The 21,440-nt window shown below is 66.7% G+C and carries 20 protein-coding genes and 1 tRNA gene; 13 read left to right on the forward strand and 8 right to left on the reverse strand.

Annotated elements, in window-relative coordinates:
- The coding region (locus SAZ01S_RS21240) for a helix-turn-helix transcriptional regulator (protein ID WP_139810186.1) at positions 1-439 on the forward strand (439 nt) is incomplete at its 5' end.
- An 804-nt stretch (positions 440-1,243) separates the two neighbouring features.
- Here SAZ01S_RS21240 and rtcR read toward each other — a convergent pair.
- Entirely contained in the window at positions 1,244-2,842 is a 1,599-nt protein-coding gene (gene rtcR, locus SAZ01S_RS21245) for an RNA repair transcriptional activator RtcR (RefSeq protein ID WP_084584317.1), read from the reverse strand.
- 270 nt (positions 2,843-3,112) lie between these two features.
- Between rtcR and SAZ01S_RS21250 the strand changes: the two genes are divergently transcribed.
- The 12 genes from SAZ01S_RS21250 (at position 3,113) to speD (ending at position 15,058) form a co-directional block, all read left to right on the forward strand.
- Complete coding sequence (locus SAZ01S_RS21250) at positions 3,113-4,660, forward strand: vWA domain-containing protein (protein ID WP_084584319.1); 1,548 nt, start codon at positions 3,113-3,115, stop codon at positions 4,658-4,660.
- A 564-nt stretch (positions 4,661-5,224) separates the two neighbouring features.
- Complete coding sequence (locus SAZ01S_RS21260; protein ID WP_084584321.1) at positions 5,225-6,448, forward strand: RtcB family protein; 1,224 nt, start codon at positions 5,225-5,227, stop codon at positions 6,446-6,448.
- Positions 6,449-6,490: 42 nt separating this feature from the next.
- Complete coding sequence (locus SAZ01S_RS21265; RefSeq protein ID WP_084584323.1) at positions 6,491-7,282, forward strand: nucleotidyltransferase domain-containing protein; 792 nt, start codon at positions 6,491-6,493, stop codon at positions 7,280-7,282.
- Positions 7,279-8,295, forward strand: coding sequence for an RNA 3'-terminal phosphate cyclase (rtcA, locus tag SAZ01S_RS21270; RefSeq protein WP_084584325.1), 1,017 nt, complete (start codon positions 7,279-7,281; stop codon positions 8,293-8,295). The genes SAZ01S_RS21265 and rtcA overlap by 4 nt, the downstream gene beginning before the upstream one ends.
- Positions 8,296-8,367: 72 nt before the next feature.
- A complete protein-coding gene (locus tag SAZ01S_RS21275) occupies positions 8,368-9,177 on the forward strand; it encodes an SPFH domain-containing protein (RefSeq protein WP_084584326.1) in 810 nt (269 codons plus the stop codon).
- Positions 9,178-9,184: 7 nt separating this feature from the next.
- Positions 9,185-9,859, forward strand: a complete 675-nt coding sequence (locus SAZ01S_RS21280) for a DUF4178 domain-containing protein (protein WP_084584328.1) — start codon at positions 9,185-9,187, stop codon at positions 9,857-9,859.
- Entirely contained in the window at positions 9,849-11,177 is a 1,329-nt protein-coding gene (locus tag SAZ01S_RS21285; protein ID WP_084584330.1) for a DUF4178 domain-containing protein, read from the forward strand. Before SAZ01S_RS21280 ends, SAZ01S_RS21285 begins: the two co-directional genes overlap by 11 nt.
- On the forward strand, positions 11,177-11,356 hold the full coding sequence (locus tag SAZ01S_RS21290; RefSeq protein WP_084584332.1) for a hypothetical protein: 180 nt from the start codon (positions 11,177-11,179) through the stop codon (positions 11,354-11,356). The genes SAZ01S_RS21285 and SAZ01S_RS21290 overlap by 1 nt, the downstream gene beginning before the upstream one ends.
- Positions 11,357-11,367: 11 nt before the next feature.
- Positions 11,368-11,580, forward strand: a complete 213-nt coding sequence (locus SAZ01S_RS21295; RefSeq protein WP_084584334.1) for a DUF350 domain-containing protein — start codon at positions 11,368-11,370, stop codon at positions 11,578-11,580.
- Positions 11,573-13,120: a polyamine aminopropyltransferase gene (locus SAZ01S_RS21300; protein ID WP_084584336.1), complete on the forward strand. Its 1,548-nt coding sequence runs from the start codon at positions 11,573-11,575 to the stop codon at positions 13,118-13,120. The genes SAZ01S_RS21295 and SAZ01S_RS21300 overlap by 8 nt, the downstream gene beginning before the upstream one ends.
- On the forward strand, positions 13,110-14,720 hold the full coding sequence (locus SAZ01S_RS21305) for an FAD-dependent oxidoreductase (protein ID WP_084584338.1): 1,611 nt from the start codon (positions 13,110-13,112) through the stop codon (positions 14,718-14,720). The genes SAZ01S_RS21300 and SAZ01S_RS21305 overlap by 11 nt, the downstream gene beginning before the upstream one ends.
- Positions 14,717-15,058, forward strand: a complete 342-nt coding sequence (gene speD / locus SAZ01S_RS21310; RefSeq protein ID WP_084584339.1) for an adenosylmethionine decarboxylase — start codon at positions 14,717-14,719, stop codon at positions 15,056-15,058. Before SAZ01S_RS21305 ends, speD begins: the two co-directional genes overlap by 4 nt.
- A 333-nt stretch (positions 15,059-15,391) precedes the next feature.
- Here the strand turns inward: speD and SAZ01S_RS21315 are convergent, their stop codons facing one another.
- The 7 genes from SAZ01S_RS21315 to SAZ01S_RS21345 all read right to left on the reverse strand — a co-directional run bounded on the left by SAZ01S_RS21315 (position 15,392) and on the right by SAZ01S_RS21345 (position 21,277).
- Positions 15,392-16,603: a tyrosine-type recombinase/integrase gene (locus SAZ01S_RS21315; RefSeq protein WP_084584341.1), complete on the reverse strand. Its 1,212-nt coding sequence runs from the start codon at positions 16,601-16,603 to the stop codon at positions 15,392-15,394.
- Positions 16,604-16,765: 162 nt separating this feature from the next.
- Positions 16,766-16,841: transfer RNA gene (locus tag SAZ01S_RS21320), tRNA-Phe, on the reverse strand.
- A gap of 31 nt (positions 16,842-16,872) precedes the next feature.
- Positions 16,873-17,055 carry a DNA gyrase inhibitor YacG gene (locus tag SAZ01S_RS21325; RefSeq protein WP_084584347.1) on the reverse strand — a complete coding sequence of 61 codons (183 nt, stop codon included), beginning with the start codon at positions 17,053-17,055 and terminating at the stop codon, positions 16,873-16,875.
- A 5-nt stretch (positions 17,056-17,060) separates the two neighbouring features.
- The gene (locus SAZ01S_RS21330) at positions 17,061-18,011 is read right to left on the reverse strand and encodes a ribonuclease E/G (protein ID WP_084584342.1); all 951 of its coding nucleotides are present in this window, start codon (positions 18,009-18,011) and stop codon (positions 17,061-17,063) included.
- The gene (locus SAZ01S_RS21335; RefSeq protein ID WP_084584344.1) at positions 18,004-18,573 is read right to left on the reverse strand and encodes a Maf family protein; all 570 of its coding nucleotides are present in this window, start codon (positions 18,571-18,573) and stop codon (positions 18,004-18,006) included. Before SAZ01S_RS21335 ends, SAZ01S_RS21330 begins: the two co-directional genes overlap by 8 nt.
- Positions 18,574-18,586: 13 nt before the next feature.
- Entirely contained in the window at positions 18,587-18,805 is a 219-nt protein-coding gene (infA, locus tag SAZ01S_RS21340) for a translation initiation factor IF-1 (protein ID WP_003049127.1), read from the reverse strand.
- Positions 18,806-19,087: 282 nt separating this feature from the next.
- Positions 19,088-21,277: a sodium-translocating pyrophosphatase gene (locus tag SAZ01S_RS21345; RefSeq protein WP_084584345.1), complete on the reverse strand. Its 2,190-nt coding sequence runs from the start codon at positions 21,275-21,277 to the stop codon at positions 19,088-19,090.
- Between the last annotated feature and the right edge of the window lie 163 nt (positions 21,278-21,440).

Consider the following 21,440-nt stretch of genomic DNA (forward strand, 5'->3'; position numbering starts at 1 on the left):
CGGCCTTCTACTCGGCGTCCGGCGCTATCTCGTCGCACGCGACACGGCGAAAAAGGTTGCACGTCTCCAGCACTACCGTGTGGAGGAGATTTATTCAGCCGAAGTGCTTGACGAAAGCTTCGACATCGATCCGGGCTTCAGCCTCCGCGCCCATGCCGAGAAGGGCTTCGGCTCCTACGAGAGCGAAGCCCAGCACGGCGAGGTGGTGTGGCGCTTCTCTCCTGACGCTGCCGACCACGCCCGCCGGTTCGTGTTTCATCCGACCCAAACCGTCGAAGAGGAGAAAGACGGATCCCTGCTCGTGAGGTTCAGGGCTTCGGGGCATCTCGAGATGTGCTGGCACCTCTACACGTGGGGCAAGTCGGTTGAGGTACTGCAGCCAGCCGCGCTGCGAGAGATGGTCAATGGCTATCAGCGCGAGTTCGAGGCGCTTCCGTAAACTCAGTCGTAGACCTCCACGCGCCGCAAACTGTGCCATGCCATGTAGACGGGGCATATCGATGTCGAGCACACAAAGGCTGCCAGTCTGCAATCGTCCCAACTTCTGCCTTTCCCCGTGCGCCTGAACGAGCGTTTGCTTTCGAGAGAGCCATGCAGGCCTTCAAGCGTCGGCAATGTTGGCGTTCGCGACCCAGATGAGCGGCCACTTGCCAACGGCAGGTTTCGGTAGAAGCGGACGCTCAGCGCATCGGCGGTGGATGACCGGTCTGGTCGCCACGTGCCGGGAGCGATGCGCCCATGATGCTGGCCGGCGGATATCCCAAAGGAAGGTGGAAAGGCTGAGTCTGGCATGCGAATCAGACACTCGCCAGCGTTTCGCCAGCTGCGGATATCAACGCAGCGGGGCCCTAGAACAATCCGTGAAAGTCCGCCGATTTCCAGCTACGGTTTTGCAGTAAATTTGCAGTAAGTTGCACGTTAGTGCAGACAGTTAGTAGCTAAGCCTTTGAAAAGGCTGGTGACCCCTACGGGACTCGAACCCGTGTTTTCGCCGTGAGAGAGTGCGTTTTGAAGCCGCAGGGGGCGACCTCTCACCGGCGGCTCGCGACCAACCCCGGTCGCTTAGGTCAACCGCAGGGGTCCGGGCGCGTATATTGACAAGTTTGCTGCTGAGCCAGCTAAGCCATTGAAAATTGGCGCACCCGAGGTGAAAGCGCTGGGCACTCAGATCATTGGGAAATTCGGCTTCGCACGGGTCTGCACCCGCAAAAAGCTTGCCCATTGTCGCAATCTCAAACCCGTGTCAGCCTTCGGTAAGCGATGACCAATCCAGTTCGAAGCGGGCTAGATATTTGCGTAACCGATCGGCATCGTTGGCGGAGGTCCTGCGCATGCGAGATGCAGCGAACAACCTCCGCCCGGCCTCGGAGAGCGAACGGCTGCTGCGGCAGGTGTCCACGACCGCGGCGAGTTGCACCCGGTCGAAGGGATCCATCTCCGCCAGCGCTTCGGGCGCAAGCACGTCCGCCAGAACGTCGCCTGCCTGGTGCCGCTGTCCGGACCACAGTCGTTCCAGCCGGCGGACCTCGGCGTCTACGCAGTCGGCATCGATCCGCCCCTTGTGGCTGAGCGTTGCCATCCGGCTTACGCTTGCGGCGAGGTCGCGGAAGTTGCCCGGCCAGCGCGCCTCCGGGCCGGTGGCGAAGGCAAGATAGCGCTGGCGAGCCTCCTTGTTGAAGCTCACTTGGTCGCCCTCGCGCTCCGCAAAGCGATCGAGCTCGTAGTTCAGATTCGGTTCGATGTCCTCGCGGCGTTCGGCAAGCCCCGGCAGTTGGAAGGTCCACAGGTTGAGCCGGGCGTAGAGATCGTCGCGGAAGCCGCCGGCCGCGACCGCCGCGCCCAGATTGCGGTTGGTGCCGGCGATCAGCTGGAAGTCGGACGCGGCTTCCTTGTCCGAGCCGACGGGGAGGAAGCGCTTGTCCTCGATCGCGCGCAGGATCATCGCCTGTTCGTCGACACCCAGTTCGCCGATTTCGTCGAGGAACAGCATGCCCTTGTCGGCGGTGCGCAGCAGCCCCGGCCGGTCAGATACCGCACCGGTGAAGGCGCCCTTGCGATGCCCGAACAGCGCCGACATCGCACCGTCGCCCTTCAGCGTCGCGCAGTTCACCTCGACGAACGGGCCGGCGATCTGGTGCTTCAGCCGCTTCAGTTCGTAGATGCGCCGCGCCAGCTGGCTCTTGCCCGCGCCAGTGGGGCCAGTGAGCAGGATCGGCGCCTTGGAGCGCGATGCCACCTGCTCGATCTCGTCGATCATCCGGTTGAAGGCGGGATTGCGGGTCTCGATCCCCGATTTGAGGAACGACGTGCTCTCCTGCGCGGCGACGGCGAAGCGCGTGGCGATGCTGTCGTAGCGCGACAGGTCGAGGTCGATCGTGGTCCAGCGCCCCGGCGCGCCGCCATCCTCGCCGTGCCTGGCGGGTTGGGTCTGGAGCAGGCGCGCGGGCAGATAGCGCGCCTCAGTGAGCAGGAAGAGGCAGATCTGCGCGACGTGCGTGCCGGTAGTGATGTGGACCAGATAGTCCGCCGCCTCGGGGTCGAACGGCTCGGCGCGCGCGAAGTCGAGCAGCTTGCCGTACACTTCCTCGAAATCCCACGCGTCGCGGAAATCGAGCACGCGCAGGTCGACCCGCGTCTCGGGCGAGACCGACACCACATCTTCCGCGACATATTCCGCGAGCCGGCGATGCTGCGATCCGTGGATCAGGATCAGCCGGTCGATCCGAAGATCCTCATGCATGGCGAGCGCGACCGTGGGGCGCCATTTGCTCCAGCGCGAGGGGCCGAACTTGCTCGCGTCGAGGGTGGAGCCGAGAAAGCCGATAACGGTGAGCGGTTTCATGCTTATCCTGTAGGATAAAAGGCGATCCAATACGATCTGTTTTTATCGCTCGGCCTCTGCTCGATACACGTGGCTAGTTCAGTGCAATTATTAAAAAGCTTAGCATTCATAACGCGATGCGAGTTTCCTTTGCCTCGCTACCTTTACTTGGCACGCCTTCTGCAAAGTAGCTGGCATCGGATCGGGCGCTTCCTGGATCCGATGGCGCGGAAGAACGGGGCGGCCGGAATGGGCCGGCCGCCCCCGGATCCGCAGGAAGGATGCAAGGCAATGGCAAACAAGGGACTTTTCGCCTCGGCGATCGCGAAGCTGCTTCCGGCAGCCGATACGCGCAACCATGAAGGCGCCCCGGCCTATGCCTATGGCCCGCAGGCGAAGCTCGCCCAGCTCGCCGTTACCGGCACGCTCAGCGAGACCTTCTACGCAACCGCCGAGGCGCAGCTTTCGGACGTGATCGCCGCCGCCCAGGCGTGCGATCCGGGCTTCGTCGCCAAGGCGGCGGTCTATGCCCGCCGCTCGGGCGCGATGAAGGACATGCCGGCGCTGCTCGCGGCCTATCTCACCGTGACCGATCCGGACTTGGCGGTGCGCGTATTCGGGCGCGTGATCGACACCGGCCGGATGCTCCGTAGCTATGTCCAGATCCTGCGCTCCGGCCAGGTCGGGCGGACGTCGCTCGGCTCGCGGCCCAAGCGGCTGGTGCAGGGCTGGCTGGAACGTGCCTCGATCCGCGACCTGATGGCCGCGGCGACGGGCAAGGATCCCAGCCTGGCCGACATCGTCAAGATGGTGCACCCCAAGCCGGTCGATGCCGAGCGGCGCGCCTTTTATGGCTGGCTGATCGGTAAGCCCTATGACGTGGCTGCGCTGCCGGCGGAGATCGCCGCGTTCGAGGCGTGGAAGGCGGACCGTTCGCGGCCGCTGCCGCCGGTGCCGTTTGAATGGCTGACCGCCTTCGCGCTGTCGGCCGAACAGTGGGGCGAACTTGCTGGTTTGATGGGCTGGCAGGCGCTGCGGATGAACCTCAACACGCTGGCGCGCAACGGCGCGTTCGACGTGGAAGGGGTGACGGGGCGCGTGGCCGAGCGGCTGCGCGATCCTGCCGCGATCGCCCGGGTGAAGCCGATGCCGTACCAGCTCCAGATGGCGCTGGCGGCAGCGGATGAGGCCGTGCCGCTCACTGTGCAGGCGGCGCTGGAGGATGCGCTCGAGCAATCGCTGGCCCGCGTGCCGACGGTGATGGGTCGGGTGGTCGTCTGCCCCGACGTCTCGGGGTCGAAGGCCTCGCCGGCCACGGGGGTCCGCAAGGGGGCTTCGTCCAAGGTGCGGTGCATCGATGTCGCGGCGCTGGTCGCGGCGGCGATGCTGCGGACCAACCGCGATGCCCGGGTGCTGCCGTTCGAACAGGGCGTGGTGAAGCTCAAGCTCGATCCCAAGGCGCGCGTCGCGGTGAATGCCGCGAAGCTCGCCGCGGTGGGCGGGGGCGGCACCAATGTCTCGGCACCGCTCGCCCTGCTCAACAAGACGGGGGAGAAGGTCGATCTGGTCGTGATCGTCTCGGACAACGAGTCCTGGGTCGATGCGACGCGCGGCGGTGCCACGGCGACGCTGCGCGAATGGGATCTACTGAAGCGGCGCTGCCCGGCGGCCAAGCTCGTCTGCGTCGACATCGCGCCCTATGGCACGACCCAGGCGCAGAGCCGGGCGGACATCCTCAACATCGGGGGCTTCTCCGATGCGGTGTTCGACGGGATCGCACGCTTCGCCGCCGGCGAGACGCGCGACTGGGTGGGCATCGTCGAGGCAGTGGAGGTGTAACGAACAGGGTCGTGGCGAATGCTGGCGGGACTACATGTCACCAGAGGAGGCCCGACGAGTAAAGCGCCCGCGCAAGCGGGAGATGCGGGTTCGAATCCCGCCGCCGACACGTAGCTTAAGGGCCGCGTCTCGCCGCTCTCGTCGCCACGCCCCCAACCGAACAACACGGCGAATGCCGGGAAGGACTACATTATCCATGCGGGTGTCGCGGGTTCAAACCCCGCCTGTGTCGAAAGACGCAGTAGCTCAGCGGTTAGAGCACCGGCCCTTCGGGGCAGTCTTTTCCAATCTTCGTCGCCGTGACCAGAAACAGGCTGGCAAATGCCGGCGGGACTACATCGGTACAGGAGGTTCGAATCCTCTCCGGAGCACTCTGGACGTCTCGCTAATCCTTGTTGCCAGCACCGAACATAACAGCCGGCGAATGCCGTGGGACTACAGGTAGAGCGCCCGCAGGGATGCGGGAGGTCGGCGGTTCAATTCCGCCTTCGGCAACCGGATAGCTCAGCGAAAACGTCTCGCCACGCCTCGTCGCCGGCACCAGAAGGAACCAAGGAGGTCAACATGACCACGACCTATGACTATCAGCACGTCGAAGGTGGTGTGCCGATCAAGATGTGGACGCGCGGCGTGCCGGTGGAAGACGGTGCGCGCGCCCAGCTCACCCGCGCGGCGCAGATGCCGTTCGTGTTCAAACATGTCGCGGCGATGCCCGACGTGCATGTCGGCATCGGCGCGACCGTCGGCTCGGTGATCCCGACCAAGGGCGCGGTGATCCCGGCGGCGGTGGGCGTCGATATCGGCTGCGGCATGATGGCCGCGCGCACCTCGCTGATGGCGAGCGACCTGCCCGACAATCTGGAGGGCATCCGTTCGGCGATCGAGCAGGCGGTGCCGCACGGCCGGTCGGTCGGGCGGGGGCAGCGCGATCATGGTTCGTGGGGCGCGCCGCCGCCAGCGATCGTCGAGGCCTGGGCGACGCTCGCCGTTCGCTTCCAGCGGATCACCGACAAATATCCGCGGCTGAAGAACACCAACAACCTCAGCCATCTGGGGACGCTGGGCACGGGCAACCACTTCATCGAGCTGTGCCTGGATCAGGAGCAGCGGGTGTGGGTGATGCTCCATTCGGGCTCGCGCGGCGTCGGCAACGCGATCGGGACGTTCTTCATCGAACTGGCGAAGCAGGACATGCGCAAGTGGCACATCAACCTGCCCGATCAGGACCTCGCCTATTTCCCGGAGGGTACCGATCATTTCGACGATTATGTCGAATCGGTCGCCTGGGCACAGGACTATGCCGCCCTCAACCGGCGGATGATGATGACCAATGTCATCGCCGCGCTGCGCGGGCAGATCGCCAAGCCGTTCGACGCCGAGATGGAAGCGGTGAACTGCCACCACAATTATGTGACGCGCGAGAACCATTTCGGCGAGAATGTGCTGGTCACCCGCAAGGGGGCGGTGCGCGCGGCCAAGGGTGTGCTGGGGATCATCCCGGGATCGATGGGCGCCAAGTCGTTCATCGTGCGCGGGCTGGGCAACCCGGAGTCGTTCGACAGCTGCAGCCATGGCGCGGGGCGGGTGATGTCCCGCACCGCGGCCAAGAAGCTGGTGACGCTCGACGAGCATATCGCCGACACGGCGGGCGTCGCCTGCCGCAAGGACGAAGGCGTGATCGACGAGACGCCCAAGGCCTATAAGCCGATCGAAGCCGTGATGGCCGCGCAGGCCGACCTGGTGGAGATCGTCCACACGTTGAAGCAGGTGGTGTGCGTGAAGGGGTGATCCTTCGCGCGTATCCCGCGCCTGAAAATACGGATACGGATCATGACCTTCCAAGGGGCGAGCGCCCCCGACATCCGCCGCGAGATCGACGCGCGGCTGGCCGACATCGAGGCACGCGAGGGCGTGCGCCTGTTGCTCGCGATCGAATCGGGTTCACGCGCCTGGGGATTTCCGTCCCCTGACAGCGACTATGACGTGCGCTTTCTCTATCTGCGGCCGCGCGACTGGTATCTGTCGCTCGCGCCGGGGCGCGACGTGATCGAGCAGCCGATCGTCGACGAGATCGATCTCAACGGCTGGGACATCCGCAAGGCGCTGGGGCTGCTACTCCGGTCCAATGCCACCGTGAGCGAGTGGATGGAGTCGCCGATCCACTATCGGCCCGCCGACCCGTTCATGGCGCAACTGGCGGCGCTGGCGGACGACCTGCTCAACCCGCGCGCGCTCGCGCACCATTATGCGAGCGCCGGGCGCCAGTCGGCCGAGCGCTGGCTGGACGGCGACGAGGCGGTGCCGGTGAAGAAGTACTTCTACGCCCTGCGCCCCGCGCTCACCATCCGCGCGCTTCGGGTGAATCCGGACGCGCGGCCGCCGATGAACCTGCAGGCGCTGGTCGCGGTCAGCGATCTGCCGACGGCGCTTGCGGCGCAGATTGCCGAGTTGGTGGACGCCAAGGCGCGCACCAACGAGCGCGCGAACGGCACCAGGCTCCCCGATCTGGACGCGCTGATCCGCAGCGAACTGGATCGGGCAGGCGAATTGCCGGTCCGCGCCATGCGCGACGATTTCGTCGGCCGCGCGAATGCACTCTTTCTTGAAATGGCAAATGCATGATCATCATCGACGGATCGGAAGGCGAGGGCGGCGGGCAGGTGGTGCGCAATGCCTGCGCGCTGTCGCTCGTCACCCGCCAGCCCTTCCGCATCACCAATGCGCGCGGCAAGCGCGAGAAGCCGGGGTTGATGCGCCAGCATGTCACCGCGATCGAGGCGGCGTGCGCGATCGGCGGCGCGACCTGTGAGGGCGTGGCGGTGGGCGCGGGCGATTTCAGCTTCACGCCCGGCAAGGTCGTGCCCGGCGAATACAGGTTTGCGGTCGGCACCGCCGGCAGCACCGGGCTGGTGCTCCAGACGCTGCTGATGCCGCTGCTGCTGGCGGACGCGCCGTCGCGGCTCGTGCTTGAGGGCGGTACGCACAACATGCTGGCACCGCCGTTCGAGTTCGTCGCCAAGGCGTTCGCGCCGGTGCTCCGCCGGATGGGCGCGCAGATCGAGCTGCGGCTGGTCCGCCATGGCTTCTACCCGCGTGGCGGCGGCCGGATCGAGGTGGATATCGTACCAGGGAAGCTGACGCCGATCGATTGCATCGATCGCGGCGCGCTGCGATCGCTATCCGCTACCGCGCTGTTCGCCGGGCTGCCCTTCGCCATTGCCGAGCGCGAACTCGCGACGGCGCGGCAGTTTCTGCCGCAATGGCCGGAGGATGCCTTCGCCGCGCGCCAGCTTCCCGAGGAGCAGGGGCCGGGCAACGTGTTGCTGCTGGAGGCGGCATTCGACCATGCTACCGAGATCGTCAGCGGCTTCGGGCGGCTGGGCGTCTCGGCGGAATCGCTCGCGAAAACGGCGGCGCACCGCATGGCGGGCTTCCTCGCGTGCGACGCGTTCGCCGGGCCCTATCTCGCGGACCAGCTGCTGCTGCCCTTCGCGCTGGCGGGCGGCGGCAGCTTTACGACGGTGAAGCCCAGCCGGCACGCCCTGACCGCGTGCGACGTCATTGAGCGCTTCACCGGCCAGCGCTGGAGGTTTACCCAGCAGGCCGACGGTTGCCACCTCGCCGCGATGCGTTGAGGGGGCGACGGGCGACTTTCTTGTGTCGCTGTGAGCGCTTCGCCTATAGCATTGCCACGGGGGTGGCAGTGCATGGGCCTGTTCGGGTTTCTGTCGAAGCAGTTCGTCGACGTGATCGACTGGGTCGACGAGCCTGGGACGCTCGCCGCGCGCCATCCGATGCAGGGGCGCGAGATTCAGACCGGCGCGCAACTGACGGTGCGCGACGGGCAGATCGCACTTTTCTATCGCGAGGGGCAGCTCGCCGACGCCTTCCATCCCGGCCTGTACAGGCTGGAGACCGGCAACCTGCCGGTGCTCAGTGCGCTGCTCAACTGGGACAAGGGATTCGCCTCGCCCTTCAAGGCCGATGTGGTGTTCTTCAGCCAGAAGGAGCAGACGGGGCTGAAATGGGGCACGGCGCAGCCGATCACGGTGCGCGATCCCGAATTCGGCCCGGTGCGGGTACGGGCCTTCGGCAGCTACAGCTTCCGCATCGAGCAGGTGCCTGCTTTCGCGGTGAAGCTGATGGGATCGCTCCAGCGCCTGACCGTCGCCGATATCGAGCCGCAGCTGCGCGCGGCGATCGCCACCGCGATTGCCTCCGCGATCGGTTCGGGGGAGGTTGCCTTTGTCGATCTTGCAGGCAACCAGGCGGCCTTGTCCGAGCGGCTCAAGGCGGCGGTGGATCCTGCCTTTGCCCAATGGGGGCTGGCCTGTACCAGCTTCTACATCGAAAGCCTGTCGCTGCCCGAAGCGGTGCAGGCGGCGGTCGACCAGGCCAGCGCGCCGGGCGACGCCAGCGCGCAGATCGAGAAGCTGCACCGTCTCCGCACGATCGAGGCGATCACGCAGGAAGAGTTCGACGCCAAGAAGGCCGAACTGCTCGGCCGGATTCGCTGATCCGTCGATGAGCCTGCATCTGCCTTGCCCCAATTGCGGTGCGGACGTCGTGTTCCGCTCGCCAGCGCTGCCGAGCCGGGTGTGCGACACCTGCCACAGCATGCTGGTGCGCAGTGATGCGGGCGTTACCCAGTTCGGCATCGCCGCCGCGCTGCCGTTCGACGTGAGCCCGGTGCAGATCGGCATGCGCGGCGTCGACGAGGGGCAGGCGTTCGAGGTGATCGGCCGGGTGCGCTGGAGCTGGACCGACGGGGCCTGGAACGAATGGCTGCTGCTGTTCGAGGGCGGCGGCACCGCTTGGCTGGGCGAGGCGATGGGCCAGTTCCTGCTTTTGCGCGAATATCCCTTTGGCGAGGTCCGCTCGAAGACGCTGCGCGCCATCGCCGATGGCGAGCGCGCGCAGATCGGCCAGAAAGTGGAATTGTTCGGCCGCAAGCTCGTCATCGCCGATGCGCGCCAGGCGCTGTGCATCACTGCCGAGGGTGAACTGCCCTTCGTCGCGCCGAGCGGCTGGCAGGCCTACAATGTCGATCTGCGCGGGCCCGACGGCGCGTGCGCCAGCCTGCAGCGCGACGGCAGGACGACGAGCTTCTACCAGGGCCGCTACGTGATGCTCGCTGAGCTCGCGCCGCGCGGCCTGCGTGCGATCGAAGGATGGGCGCTCCCCGATTATGCAGCCTGAAGCGCCCCTCGCCCCGCCGCCCGCACCGGCGGTCCGCGCGCTGTCCTGCCCGAATTGCGGGGGGACGGTGGAGCTGCGCGCGGCGGGCTACACCGTGCATGTCGGGTGCCAATATTGCGGCTCGATCCTCGACACGACCGACGGGCTGGTAAAGCTGGTCACCCAGGCGCATGCCGCGCAGGTGACGCCCGACATCCCGCTCGGCACGCGCGGTGCGCTGTTCGGCGTGGAGTGGGAGGCGATCGGCTATCTCCGGCGGTCGCAGGACTATTACCGCTGGGACGAATATCTGCTGTTCAACCCCTATCACGGCTATCGCTGGCTGGTGAACGCACGCGGCGGCTGGAGCTTCGGCACCATGCTCACCCGCGTCCCGACCTGGCAGACGTTCAGCAGCTACACGCTGGACGGGGCCGCCTATATGCGCTTCTTCGCCGGGACTGCGACCGTCGATCGCGTCGTCGGCGAATTCTACTGGCGCGTCGCGGTAGGCGAGACGGTGAAGACCGGCGACTGGGTTCGCCCCGGCTTCATGCTGTCGCGCGAGACGAGCGAGCGCGAGGAGAGCTGGACGCTCAACCAGTGGGTGCCGGACAGGATGATGGTGCAGGCCTTCGGCGTAGCCCCGGCACGCAGGGTGTGGCCGCCCTTGCCGCACCAGCCTTCGCCGTGGGGCGCATGGCTGGGCAAGGGGGCGCTGATCGGCGGGATCGCGCTGGCCTTCCTGCTGGTCCTGTCGATCGTGCTGGGTGGGACGCGCTGGATCACCTCGCAATCCTTGCCCGTGGCGGTGGACGGACGCGAGCAGAACGCGACCATCGGACCCATTCACCTGAGCGACCGCTACCAGCGGGTGCAGGTGCGCAGCACCGTGCCGCGGCTGGAGAATGGCTGGGTCGATCTCGATTACAGCCTGGTCGATCGGAGGACGCAGCAGGTCTTCGCGGCCTCGGGTGCCGCCGAGCGCTACCAAGGCACGGATTCGGATGGGCCCTGGACCGAGGGGGCGCGCGACTCCGATGTCTCGATCGCGGCCGTCCCGGCGGGCGATTATGATCTCATCGTGGATTACAAGGGCAATCGCTGGAGCGAGAACGGCACCTTCTATCCCGATGGCGGCTGGATGGAGCCGACCAATGCGCCCCAGATCGTCGTCGAGGTCGGCAGCGGCACGCTCTATGGCTCCAACCTGTTCCTCGCCGCGCTGATGATCGCGATGCCCTGGCTGATCGGCCTGCTGCTTCACCTTCGTTTCGAGAAGGCGCGCAAGGGCGAGAGCGATTTCCAGCCGGCACGCAGCGAAGGGAGTGACGACTGATGGACCGACGCAGCTTTCTCTACGCGCTCTGGTCGATCGGCGTCCTCGGGCTTTTCCTCGCCGCGACGAGCTATGGCTGGTCGCCCTTCGCCGATGGCGGCCGCGCCGACACGGCCAGCTATAGCAGCGCCGGCCATGGCGGGGGCCACGCCGTGTTCTACGGCCCGCATCACAAATAGGAGGACGCTTCATGGTCACTACGCTTCCCGCGCTGCTCGCGACCCTGCTCTATGCCGTGGTCGGCATCCTCGTCTTCGTGGTCGGCTTCGTCGTGCTCGACCTGCTGACCCCGGGCAAGCTTTGGGAGGAGATCCGCGACAAGCAGAATGTCGCCGTCGCGATCTTCTCCGGCGCGGTCGCGATCGGCCTCGCGATCATCGTTGCCGCCGCCATTCATGGCTGAAGGCGATCCCGCGCATTCCAAGTCCCGCGCGTCGGCACCTGCCGCCGCGCTGCTTGCCTCTGCCTTCGTCGTCTCCACCTGCGGGCTGATCTACGAGCTGCTCGCCAGCACGCTGGCCAGCTATCTGCTCGGCGACAGCGTAACCCAGTTCTCCACCGTGATCGGCACCTATCTGTTCGCGATGGGGCTGGGCAGCTGGTGCTCGCGCTACGTGACGCGCGACGAGCTGCGGCTGTTCATCCGCGTCGAGCTGCTGATCGCGGTGCTGGGTGGCGCCTCGGCGGCGGCGCTGTTCGAGCTGTTCCCGCTGGTCGAGCATTTCCGGGTGGCGCTGTACGGGCTGGTGCTCGGCATCGGCTTCCTCGTCGGGCTCGAAATTCCGCTGCTGATCCGCATCCTGCGCGGCTTCGATTTCCGCGAGACCGTGTCGAACGTGCTGACCTTCGACTATGTCGGCGCGCTGGTCGCCAGCCTGTTGTTCCCGCTGCTGCTAATGCCGCATCTCGGCATGATCCGTACCGGCTTCCTGTTCGGCATCCTCAACGCCGGCGTGGCGCTGGCGGTGCTGCTCGCGCTGCCGCGGGCGAGCCGCTTTCGTGGCGAGACGGTCTCGGCGGTGATCGTGCTGCTGGCGCTCGCCGCCGGCTTCGCCGCATCGGACCGGCTGCAGCGCTGGGCGGAAGTCGCGAGCTATGGCGAGCCGGTGATCTATGCGGTCAGCACCAAATACCAGCGCATCGTGCTGACCCGCCGCGAGGACGATCTGCGGCTCTATCTCAACGGCAACCTGCAATTCTCCTCGCGCGACGAGTATCGCTATCACGAAGCGCTGGTGCAGCCGGTGCTGGGGCGCGTGGCGAACCCGCGCAACGTGCTGATCCTGGGCGGCGGAGACGGCCTCGCCGCGCGCGAGGTGCTGCGCCATCCCGAGGTCCGGCACCTGACGCTGGTCGATCTCGACGACGAGATGACCGGGCTCTTCTCCAAGACCGCGATGCTGACCGCGCTCAACAAGGGCGCGCTGACCGATCGCCGCATGACCGTGATCAACGCCGACGGCTTTCGCTGGGCGCGCGAGGCGGCGGCGACCCGCGCCGGTTCGTTCGACGCGATCATCGTCGATTTCCCCGATCCCGTCGATTACTCGGTCGGCAAACTCTATACCGAGACCTTCTACCGCGCCGTGCGCCGGCTGATGGCGCCCACCGGCGCGATGGTGGTGCAGAGCACCTCGCCGCTGGTCGCGCCCATGGCCTATTGGACGGTGGCGACCACGCTGGAAGCGGCAGGGCTGCAGACGCGCGGCTACCATGTCTATGTCCCCAGCTTCGGCGAGTGGGGCTTCGTGCTCGCCGCCGCGCACCCGATCCCGATGGCGGCGCGGATTCCGGCGGGCGGGCGGTTCCTGACGCCCGCGGGCGACGCCGCGCTGTTCGACTTTCCGCCCGACATGGCGCGGCGGCCGACGCCGGTGAACCGGTTCGACAACCAGGTGCTGGTCCGCGAGTTCGCCGATGCCTGGAGCCGCTATGAAGGCTGATCGGCGGACGGTGCTGGGACTGGGGGCAGGTGCGGTCGCCCTCGCCGGTGGTGGCCTGGCGGCGGCGCTGGACCATGGCGCGCCGCTGCCGCCGGGCGCGCTGGGCGGCGCCGATCTCGCGCGCGGGCATCGCCTGCGCGACGGTGGCTTCCCGCCACCCAGTCGCTTCGAGGAGGTCGACCTGGTGATCGCGGGGGGCGGCATCGCGGGCTTGTCGGCCGGTTGGCGGCTGCACGATGCCGGGTTTACCCGCTTCCGCCTGCTCGAGCTGGAGGATGCGGTGGGCGGCAACGCGCGGGGCGGCCGCAATGCCGTCTCCGCCTACCCGCTTGGCGCGCATTACCTGCCGGTGCCCAATCGCGAGGCGAAGGCGGTGCGGCATCTGCTCCGCCAGCTGGGCATCCTGGTCGGGGAGCGGGACGGCGTGCCGGTCTATGATCCCGAGCAGCTCTGCGCCGATCTGCAGGAACGGCTGTTCTGGCAGGGACGCTGGCAGGAGGGGCTGGTACCGCACACCGGCCTGACGCCCCAGGATCGCGCCGACCTTGCGGCGTTCGAGAAGACGATGGCCGCCTATTCCGCGCGGATCGGCAGTGACGGCAAACCTGCCTTTGCAGTGCCGAGGGCCTATAGCTCCGGCGACCCCGACCTGATCGCACTGGATGCGCTCGATTTCGCCAGCTGGCTGGACCGGCAGGGATGGCGCTCGCCGGTGCTGAGCGCGCATGTCCGCTATGCGATGCGGGACGATTACGGCACCGAGCCGCACGAAGTCTCGGCCTGGGCAGGCGTGCATTATTTCGCCGGGCGGCGCGGCTGGACCGTGGACGGTGCGGGCGACAACGAGCTCACCTGGCCCGAAGGCAATGCCCGGCTGGCGCGTGGGCTGGCGGGCTTCTTTCCGGACCGCATCGCCCGCGGCCATATCGTTCATCAGGTCGCGCAGGATGGGGAGACGATACTGGTCGACAGCTTCGACGTTGCCGCCGGCACGACGGTGCGGACGCGCGCGCGGGCTACGATCCTCGCCATGCCGCACTTCGTCGCTGCGCGGATTTGCCCTGAGGTAGCAAGCGAGAAGGCGTTCACCTACGCGCCGTGGCTGATCGCGAACGTCACTGTGGATCGCCTGCCGGGCGGACGCGGGGTGCCGCTCGCCTGGGATAACGTGTCGAGCACCAGCGAGTCGCTCGGCTATGTCGTCGCGACGCACCAGGCGCCCGACGTGCATCCCATCGCGACCGTGCTAACCTGGTACCTCCCGCTGTCGAACATGTCGCCGCCCGTGGCGCGGCGCCTGCTGCTCGAACGTCCTGCCGAGGAATGGAAGCAGATGGTCCGCGACGACCTGCTCGCCATGCACCCGGACCTCGACGAGGCGATCCGGCGCATCGATCTATGGCGTTGGGGACATGCGATGATCCGGCCGACCCCGGGCTTTCTGGGTCGTGGCGCTGCCGCGATGCCGAAGCCGCCGCTGTTCCTCGCCCATTCGGACCTGAGCGGGCTCTCGCTGTTCGAGGAGGCGCAGTATCAGGGCGTCTCCGCTGCCGAGGGGGCAATGGCGTTGTTCGGGCATTCCTATGAGAGCCTGCTGTGATCGGGCATCACCTGATCGCCGATCTGACGGACGCGACGCGGCTCGCCGATACCGCCCATATCGAAGCCTGTCTGGTGGCAGCAGCGGCAGGGGCGGGGGCGACGCTGCTCGAAACGCGCCTGCACAGCTTCGGTGTGGGGCAGGGCGTCACTGGCGTGGCGCTGCTGGCGGAGTCGCACATCTCGATACACACGTGGCCCGAATATGGCACCGCCTGCGTGGACATCTTCCTGTGCGCTGCGACGCATGATCTTCAGGCCGGGCTCGACGCGATCGTGCGGCGGCTGGATGCCAGGGTGGCGCGCTGCACGGTGATGGAGCGAACGTTTCAGCGATAAGATGGCTCGCAAGGAAAGCGGATGCCGAGCACATCTCACCGTGGAGGTCCCGCCCTATTCGCACGATGAAGGGGTGAGTACGGGCGCCACGTTATGGTTGCGGCCCCGCCAGGGTAGGCGTCGGGCGCTGGCCACCAGGCTGGTGACCAGTTTGGTGATGCAGTGCTGGCGGAGCAGCTATGCGTATAGATTGTTCAGTGCACATGGTTATTCAGCTGTCTCGCGCTGAAACAACGCAAATCAGCCAGTTTTCCGCTTCTGGCGCACCCGACAGGATTCGAACCTGTGGCCTCTGCCTTCGGAGCGATGTAGCCGGCTCCTCCTCGCGAAAGGCTAGGCGGGTTTCGACCTTCTGGCGTTACCGTTGGCTTTCAGTCGGTCCAGATAATCTGACCAGTACTGCATCATTCGAACGCGCTCGTCCCAATGCTCGCCGCGAAGATAGGCGCGGCGGACGTCATTGTTCTCGACATGCGCGAGCTGCCGCTCGATCGCGTCGGGGTGCCACTTCCTGCTCTCATTGAGGAGGCTGCTGGCCATCGCGCGGAAGCCGTGGCCCGTCATCTGCGTCTTGTCGTACCCCAGCCGGCGTAGGGCGGCATTGATGGTGTTGTCGGAGATGGGGCGAGCGTCTGACCGGACGCTTGGGAACAGAAGGTTCGACCTGCCGCTCATCCCTCGAAGCTCCGCTAGAAGCGAAAGCACCTGATTGGAAAGGGGGACCCGATGCGGGCGGCCCATCTTCATTTTCTCGCCGGGAATGGTCCAGACCTTCGATGAAAGGTCGAACTCTGCCCACTCAGCGGCGCGCAGTTCGCCCGGACGCACGAAGACATGTGGGGCGATTCGAAGCGCCAAGGCAACCGATGGCTGGCCCTCGTAGCCGTCTATGGCACGCAGTAGCGCGCCGACCTTGTCGGGCTCAATGATCGCTGCATGGTGCTTGACCTTGGGCGTGATCAGGGCGCCCTGGAGATCGACGGTCACGTCTCGCTGGGCCCGCCCGGTGGCGATCGCGTAGCGAATGACGCTGCTGCAGGTGCTACGGAGGCGTCGTGCCGTCTCATAGCGGCCTCGGACCTCTACGGTCCTCAATACGGTGAGCAATTCGGGCGCGCTGATATGCCCGATCGGTCGAGTGCCGATCAGCGGGATGGCGAAACCGATCAGCCACCGCAGCTTCTCGAGGGTCTTTGCCGCTCGCCCCTCGGCCTCGATCTTTCTCAGCCATTCGTCGGCGACGGTAGCGAATGTATCTCCGGCCGAAATGCTGCCGACGCCGCGGGTCAGCTTGCCGTAGGAGGAGGGGTTGATGCCCTTCTCGAGCAGTTTCCGGGCATTCTCTCGGCGCTCACGCGCCTCCTTGAGGGATACGTCCGGGTAGACGCCCAGGGCGACGGTGCCGCGTTTGCCGTCATGTCGATAGTCCCACCGCCAGTACCGACCACCGCCAGGCTGAACGAGGAGATACATGCCGTGCATGTCCTGAGTCTTGAACGCCTTGTCTCGAGGCTTGATTCGACGGACGGCTGCATCGGTGAGCATGACGGTATCTCCTCCGCTGGCGCAGTGCTGATACCGTCAAATATACCGTCAGGTGCCGCGGGTTCCAATGGATCGACCCGGATTTGGGTGGATCAGATACCGTCAAAACCCACGCAAAACTGGGGATTTTTGTACGTTCTTGGATCTGTGCGGAAAGGTGGATGGTGCCCGGGGACGGAGTCGAACCGCCGACACTGCGATTTTCAGTCGCATGCTCTACCAACTGAGCTACCCGGGCACACCGGCGGAGCCGCCGGGGAGCGCGCCTGTTAGTCGGGGAATTCGTGGCTGTCCAGCCCCGATTGCACATTTGTTTGCGCCGGCTCGCCGGGGACGCGATAGCCCTCGCCCAGCCATTGCAGCAGGTCGCGATCCTTGCAGCCGCGGCTGCAGAAGGGCTTGAAGTCGGCGGCGGTGGGCTTGCCGCAGATCGGGCAGGCGTCGCGGGGCATGGGGATCACTCCTTGGGGGTCACGAACTGGACCGCGCCGCCCATGCGACGGGCGAGCATCTCGGTCCAGTCGGGCTCGCGCGCCAGGCGGCGGGCGATTCGGCTATCCACCATATGGGTGGCCGGCACCGGCGGGGGAAGGCGTTCCAGCCGGCGCAGTTCGGCGCGGGTGGCGGCGCCGACCGGATCGGCGTGGAGCAACTCGGGCAGCGAGGGCCGGGTGCGGCGGCGGACGATCTGGAGGAAGCCGAAGCCGTTGACCGCGGTGCGCTCGAAAGGCTGGGGCAGGGCGGCGTCGATCGCCTCGGCGACCGCATTGCGGGCGGCCTTGCTGCTCAGCGTCGGGAAGTCGATGCCAATCGAGCCGCCGATGCCGAATCGCTCGATCGCGCGCGCTACGGCGTGGGCGGCGGCGATCGACAGCGGTTCGAGCGGGCCCGAACCATCGACGTCGAACAGCGTCATGGCCGGAGTGGGGGACATGCGCAGCGCGCCGCCGGGAAAGGTGATCTCGCCGGTATAGGCTTCGTCGAGAAGTTCGGACCAGCCGGCCTCTTCCAGCGCATCCGCCTCGTGCGGCCGCAGCATGCGGACGGGATGGTCGCTGGCGGTGATGCGGGCGAGCAGGTCCGGCCCGTCGCCCAAGGGCGCCTCAGCGGGCGCGGGGACGGCCTTGGGGAGCTTGGCGCGGCCGGGTTCGGGGATTGCCTCGCGGACGATCTTCACGCGCAGCGCGGCGCCTTGGGTGATGCCCTTGGGCAGCGGGTCGCACAGCGCCTCGCCGCCCTGGTCGAGGGTCACTTTGCCGGTGGACTTGTCCGCGAGCCGTGCCGCGCAGATCGCGCCGACCTGGGGCCTAGTGCCCGCCAGTTCGATCCGCGCCTGCCAGATAACCCCACGCGAAACGAGGGCGGCGCGGCTCTCGCCGATTCCCGCTTCGTACAGCCACTCAGCCAAGGGGATAGCCGGCACCGGCCAGCAGCGCGCGCGCCTCGAACACCGGCAGGCCCACCACGCCCGAATGGCTGCCGGAGAGGAAGCGCACGAACGCCTCGGCCTTGCCTTGGATGGCATAGCCGCCCGCCTTGCCCATGCCTTCGCCGCTGGCGACATACCAGTCGATATCGGCGTCGCTGAGGCGCTTGAAGGCGACGACGGTGTCGGCAACGCGGGTGCGCGCCTTGCCGTCGGGGCCGATCACGCAGATCGCGGAGAGACAATGGTGGCGGCGGCCGGAGAGCAGCGTCAGCATCCGGCGCAGATCGGCTTCGTCCGCGGGCTTGCCGAGGATGCGGCGGCCGACGGCGATGGTGGTGTCGCCGGCGAGGACGATCTCGTCCTCGGCACGGTCGACCGCATGCGCCTTGGCGGTGGCGACGCGCAGCACATAGGGTCGCGGCAGCTCGCCGGGGCGGACATCCTCGTCCACGTCCGGGGCGGCAACGCGATCGGGCGCGGCGCCGATCCGGGTGAGCAGATCGAGCCGTCGCGGCGAAGTGGAAGCGAGCACGAGCCGCATGGGCCGCGCCTGCTTACTTGAAGCGGTAGGTGATGCGGCCCTTGGTCAGGTCGTAGGGCGTCAGCTCGACGAGCACCTCGTCGCCCACCAGCACGCGGATGCGGTTCTTGCGCATCTTGCCGGCGGTGTGGCCGAGAATCTCATGGTCGTTCTCGAGCCGGACGCGGAACATGGCGTTGGGGAGAAGCTCCACAACCTGTCCACGCATTTCAAGCAGTTCTTCTTTGGCCAAAAAATGCCTCTCAGGGATTAGCGCGCGTAAAAGTGCGTCGCCCTTACAGCGCTGGAAGGAAAAAGGGAAGGCGGCGCGGCACGGGCGCGCGTCTTCGTGTGGGATGTGGGGATTTAGCGTCGAGCATGCAAGATCCTCCCCGGTACGGGGAGGGGGACCATCGCCGCAGGCGGTGACTCCTGTGAGGGCGGTATATTCCGCGCCTCGCGGCGCGGCCCCTCCACCATTCGCTAGCGCGAATGGGTCCCCCTCCCCTAGCAAGCTGGGGGAGGATTTGCGTTCTTAATGCGTGCCGCCGGCGGCGAGCGCCGCGAGCAGCAGCAGCGCCACGATGTTGGTGATCTTGATCATCGGGTTCACCGCCGGACCCGCCGTGTCCTTGTACGGATCGCCTACCGTGTCGCCGGTCACCGCGGCCTTGTGGGCGTCGCTGCCCTTGCCGCCGTAATTGCCGTCCTCGATGTACTTCTTGGCATTGTCCCAGGCGCCGCCGCCGCTGGTCATCGAGATGGCGACGAACAGGCCGGAGACGATCACCCCGAGCAGCATCGCGCCCACCGTGGCAAAGCCCTGTTCCTTGCCCGCCACCGCGGCGATCAGGAAATAGACGAGGATCGGGCTCAGCACCGGCAGCAGCGAGGGCACGATCATCTCGCGGATCGCCGCCTTGGTGACGATGTCGACGGTGCGGGCATAATTGGGCCGGCTGGTGCCCGCCATGATGCCCGGATTGTCGCGGAACTGGGCGCGGACATCCTCCACCACCGATCCGGCGGCGCGGCCGACCGCGGTCATCCCGAACGCGCCGAACAGATAGGGGAGCAGCGCGCCGAGCAGCAGGCCGACGATGATGTACGGGTTGGAGAGCGAGAAGTTGACCGGCCCGGTGAGTCCCAGCGCATTGCGATAATGGTCGAGATCGGTGGTATAGGCGCCGAACAGCACCAGCGCCGCCAGCGCCGCCGAGCCGATCGCATAGCCCTTGGTCACCGCCTTGGTGGTGTTGCCCACCGCGTCGAGCGCATCGGTCTTGTGGCGGACCTCGTCTTCGAGACCGGCCATCTCGGCGATGCCGCCGGCATTGTCGGTCACCGGGCCATAGGCGTCGAGCGCGACCACCATGCCGGCCAGCGCGAGCAGCGAGGTCGCGGCGAAGGCCACGCCGAGAATGCCCGCGATCTGGTAGGTCGCGATCACCGCGACGACGATCACCAGCGTCGGCAGCGCGGTCGATTCGAGGCTGATCGCGAGGCCCTGGATGACGTTGGTGCCGTGGCCGGTCACCGAGGCCTTGGCGATCGACTTGACCGGGCGGAAATTGGTGCCGGTGTAATATTCGGTGATCCACACGAGCAGGCCGGTGACGGCAAGGCCGATCATCATGCACCAGAACAGGCCCATGCCGGTAACGGTGGGCATTGCCGCCGCAGCCGCCACGGCATCGGCCGAGAGCGTGTTGCCGTCGAGCAGCGCCGAAGGCTCGCCGAGCGAGGCGATCGAGTCCTGCATCCTGCCGCCGAGGGTGTAGTAAGTGACGCCGTAGATGGCGGGTACCGCGAGGATCACGGTGGTCCAGAAGCCCTTGTAGAGCGCGCCCATGATCGACTGGTTGGCGCCCAGGCGCACCATATAGGTGCCGAGAATCGAGGTGATGATGCACACGCCGCCGACCAGCAGCGGCAGCGCCATCAACTTGGTGAGCAGCGCCGCATCTACGCCGCGCAGCAGCAGTGCGATCGTCACCATGGTGAGGCCGAGCGTCACCACGTACGTCTCGAACAGATCGGCGGCCATCCCGGCGCAGTCGCCGACATTGTCGCCGACATTGTCGGCGATCACGGCCGGGTTGCGGGGGTCGTCCTCGGGGATACCGGCTTCCACCTTGCCGACGAGATCGGCGCCGACATCCGCCGCCTTGGTAAAGATGCCGCCGCCCAGCCGCGCGAAGATCGAGATCAGCGAGGCGCCGAAGGCGAGGGTCGAAAGGGTGAGCACGACGATGCGATCGCCCGGCGCATGGTGCGCCACCTCCACCAGATACCAGAACAGCACCGCGATCGAGAGCAGGCCAAGGCCCGCCACCAGCATGCCGGTGATCGCGCCGGAGCGGAAGGCGAGGGTGAGCCCGCCCTGCAGGCTGCCGCGCGCCGCCTCCGCCGTGCGGACGTTCGCGCGCACGGAGATGTTCATGCCGACAAAACCGGCGACGCCGGACAGGATCGCGCCGATCAGGAAGCCGATCGTGGGAATCGCCCCCAATGTGAGGAACAGCACGACACCCACCACGACGCCGACCACGGCGATGGCGGTATATTGCCGCGTCAGATAGGCCTTGGCGCCTTCCTGGATGGCGGCGGCGATATCCTGCATCTTGGCATTGCCGGCGGGCGCACGCAGCACCTGCTGGCTGGTGATGAAGCCATAGGCGACGGCGATCAGGCCGCAGACGATGGCGAAATAGACGATCGTCATAGAGTGACATCCTCCCCTGCAATTGCGGGTCGCGGCGCACGCCGGGTGTGTCCGGTCTCGTCCGCGATTGTGGAGGGTATAGCAATAAGGGAGTGGCGCAAGGCGGTTGGGGCTAACGTGCATCCTCCTCCTTGAAGGCAGCGCTATCGCCTTTGAGCGCCAT

The organism is Sphingomonas azotifigens NBRC 15497, assembly GCF_002091475.1.
GTDB classification, from domain to species: domain Bacteria; phylum Pseudomonadota; class Alphaproteobacteria; order Sphingomonadales; family Sphingomonadaceae; genus Sphingomonas; species Sphingomonas azotifigens.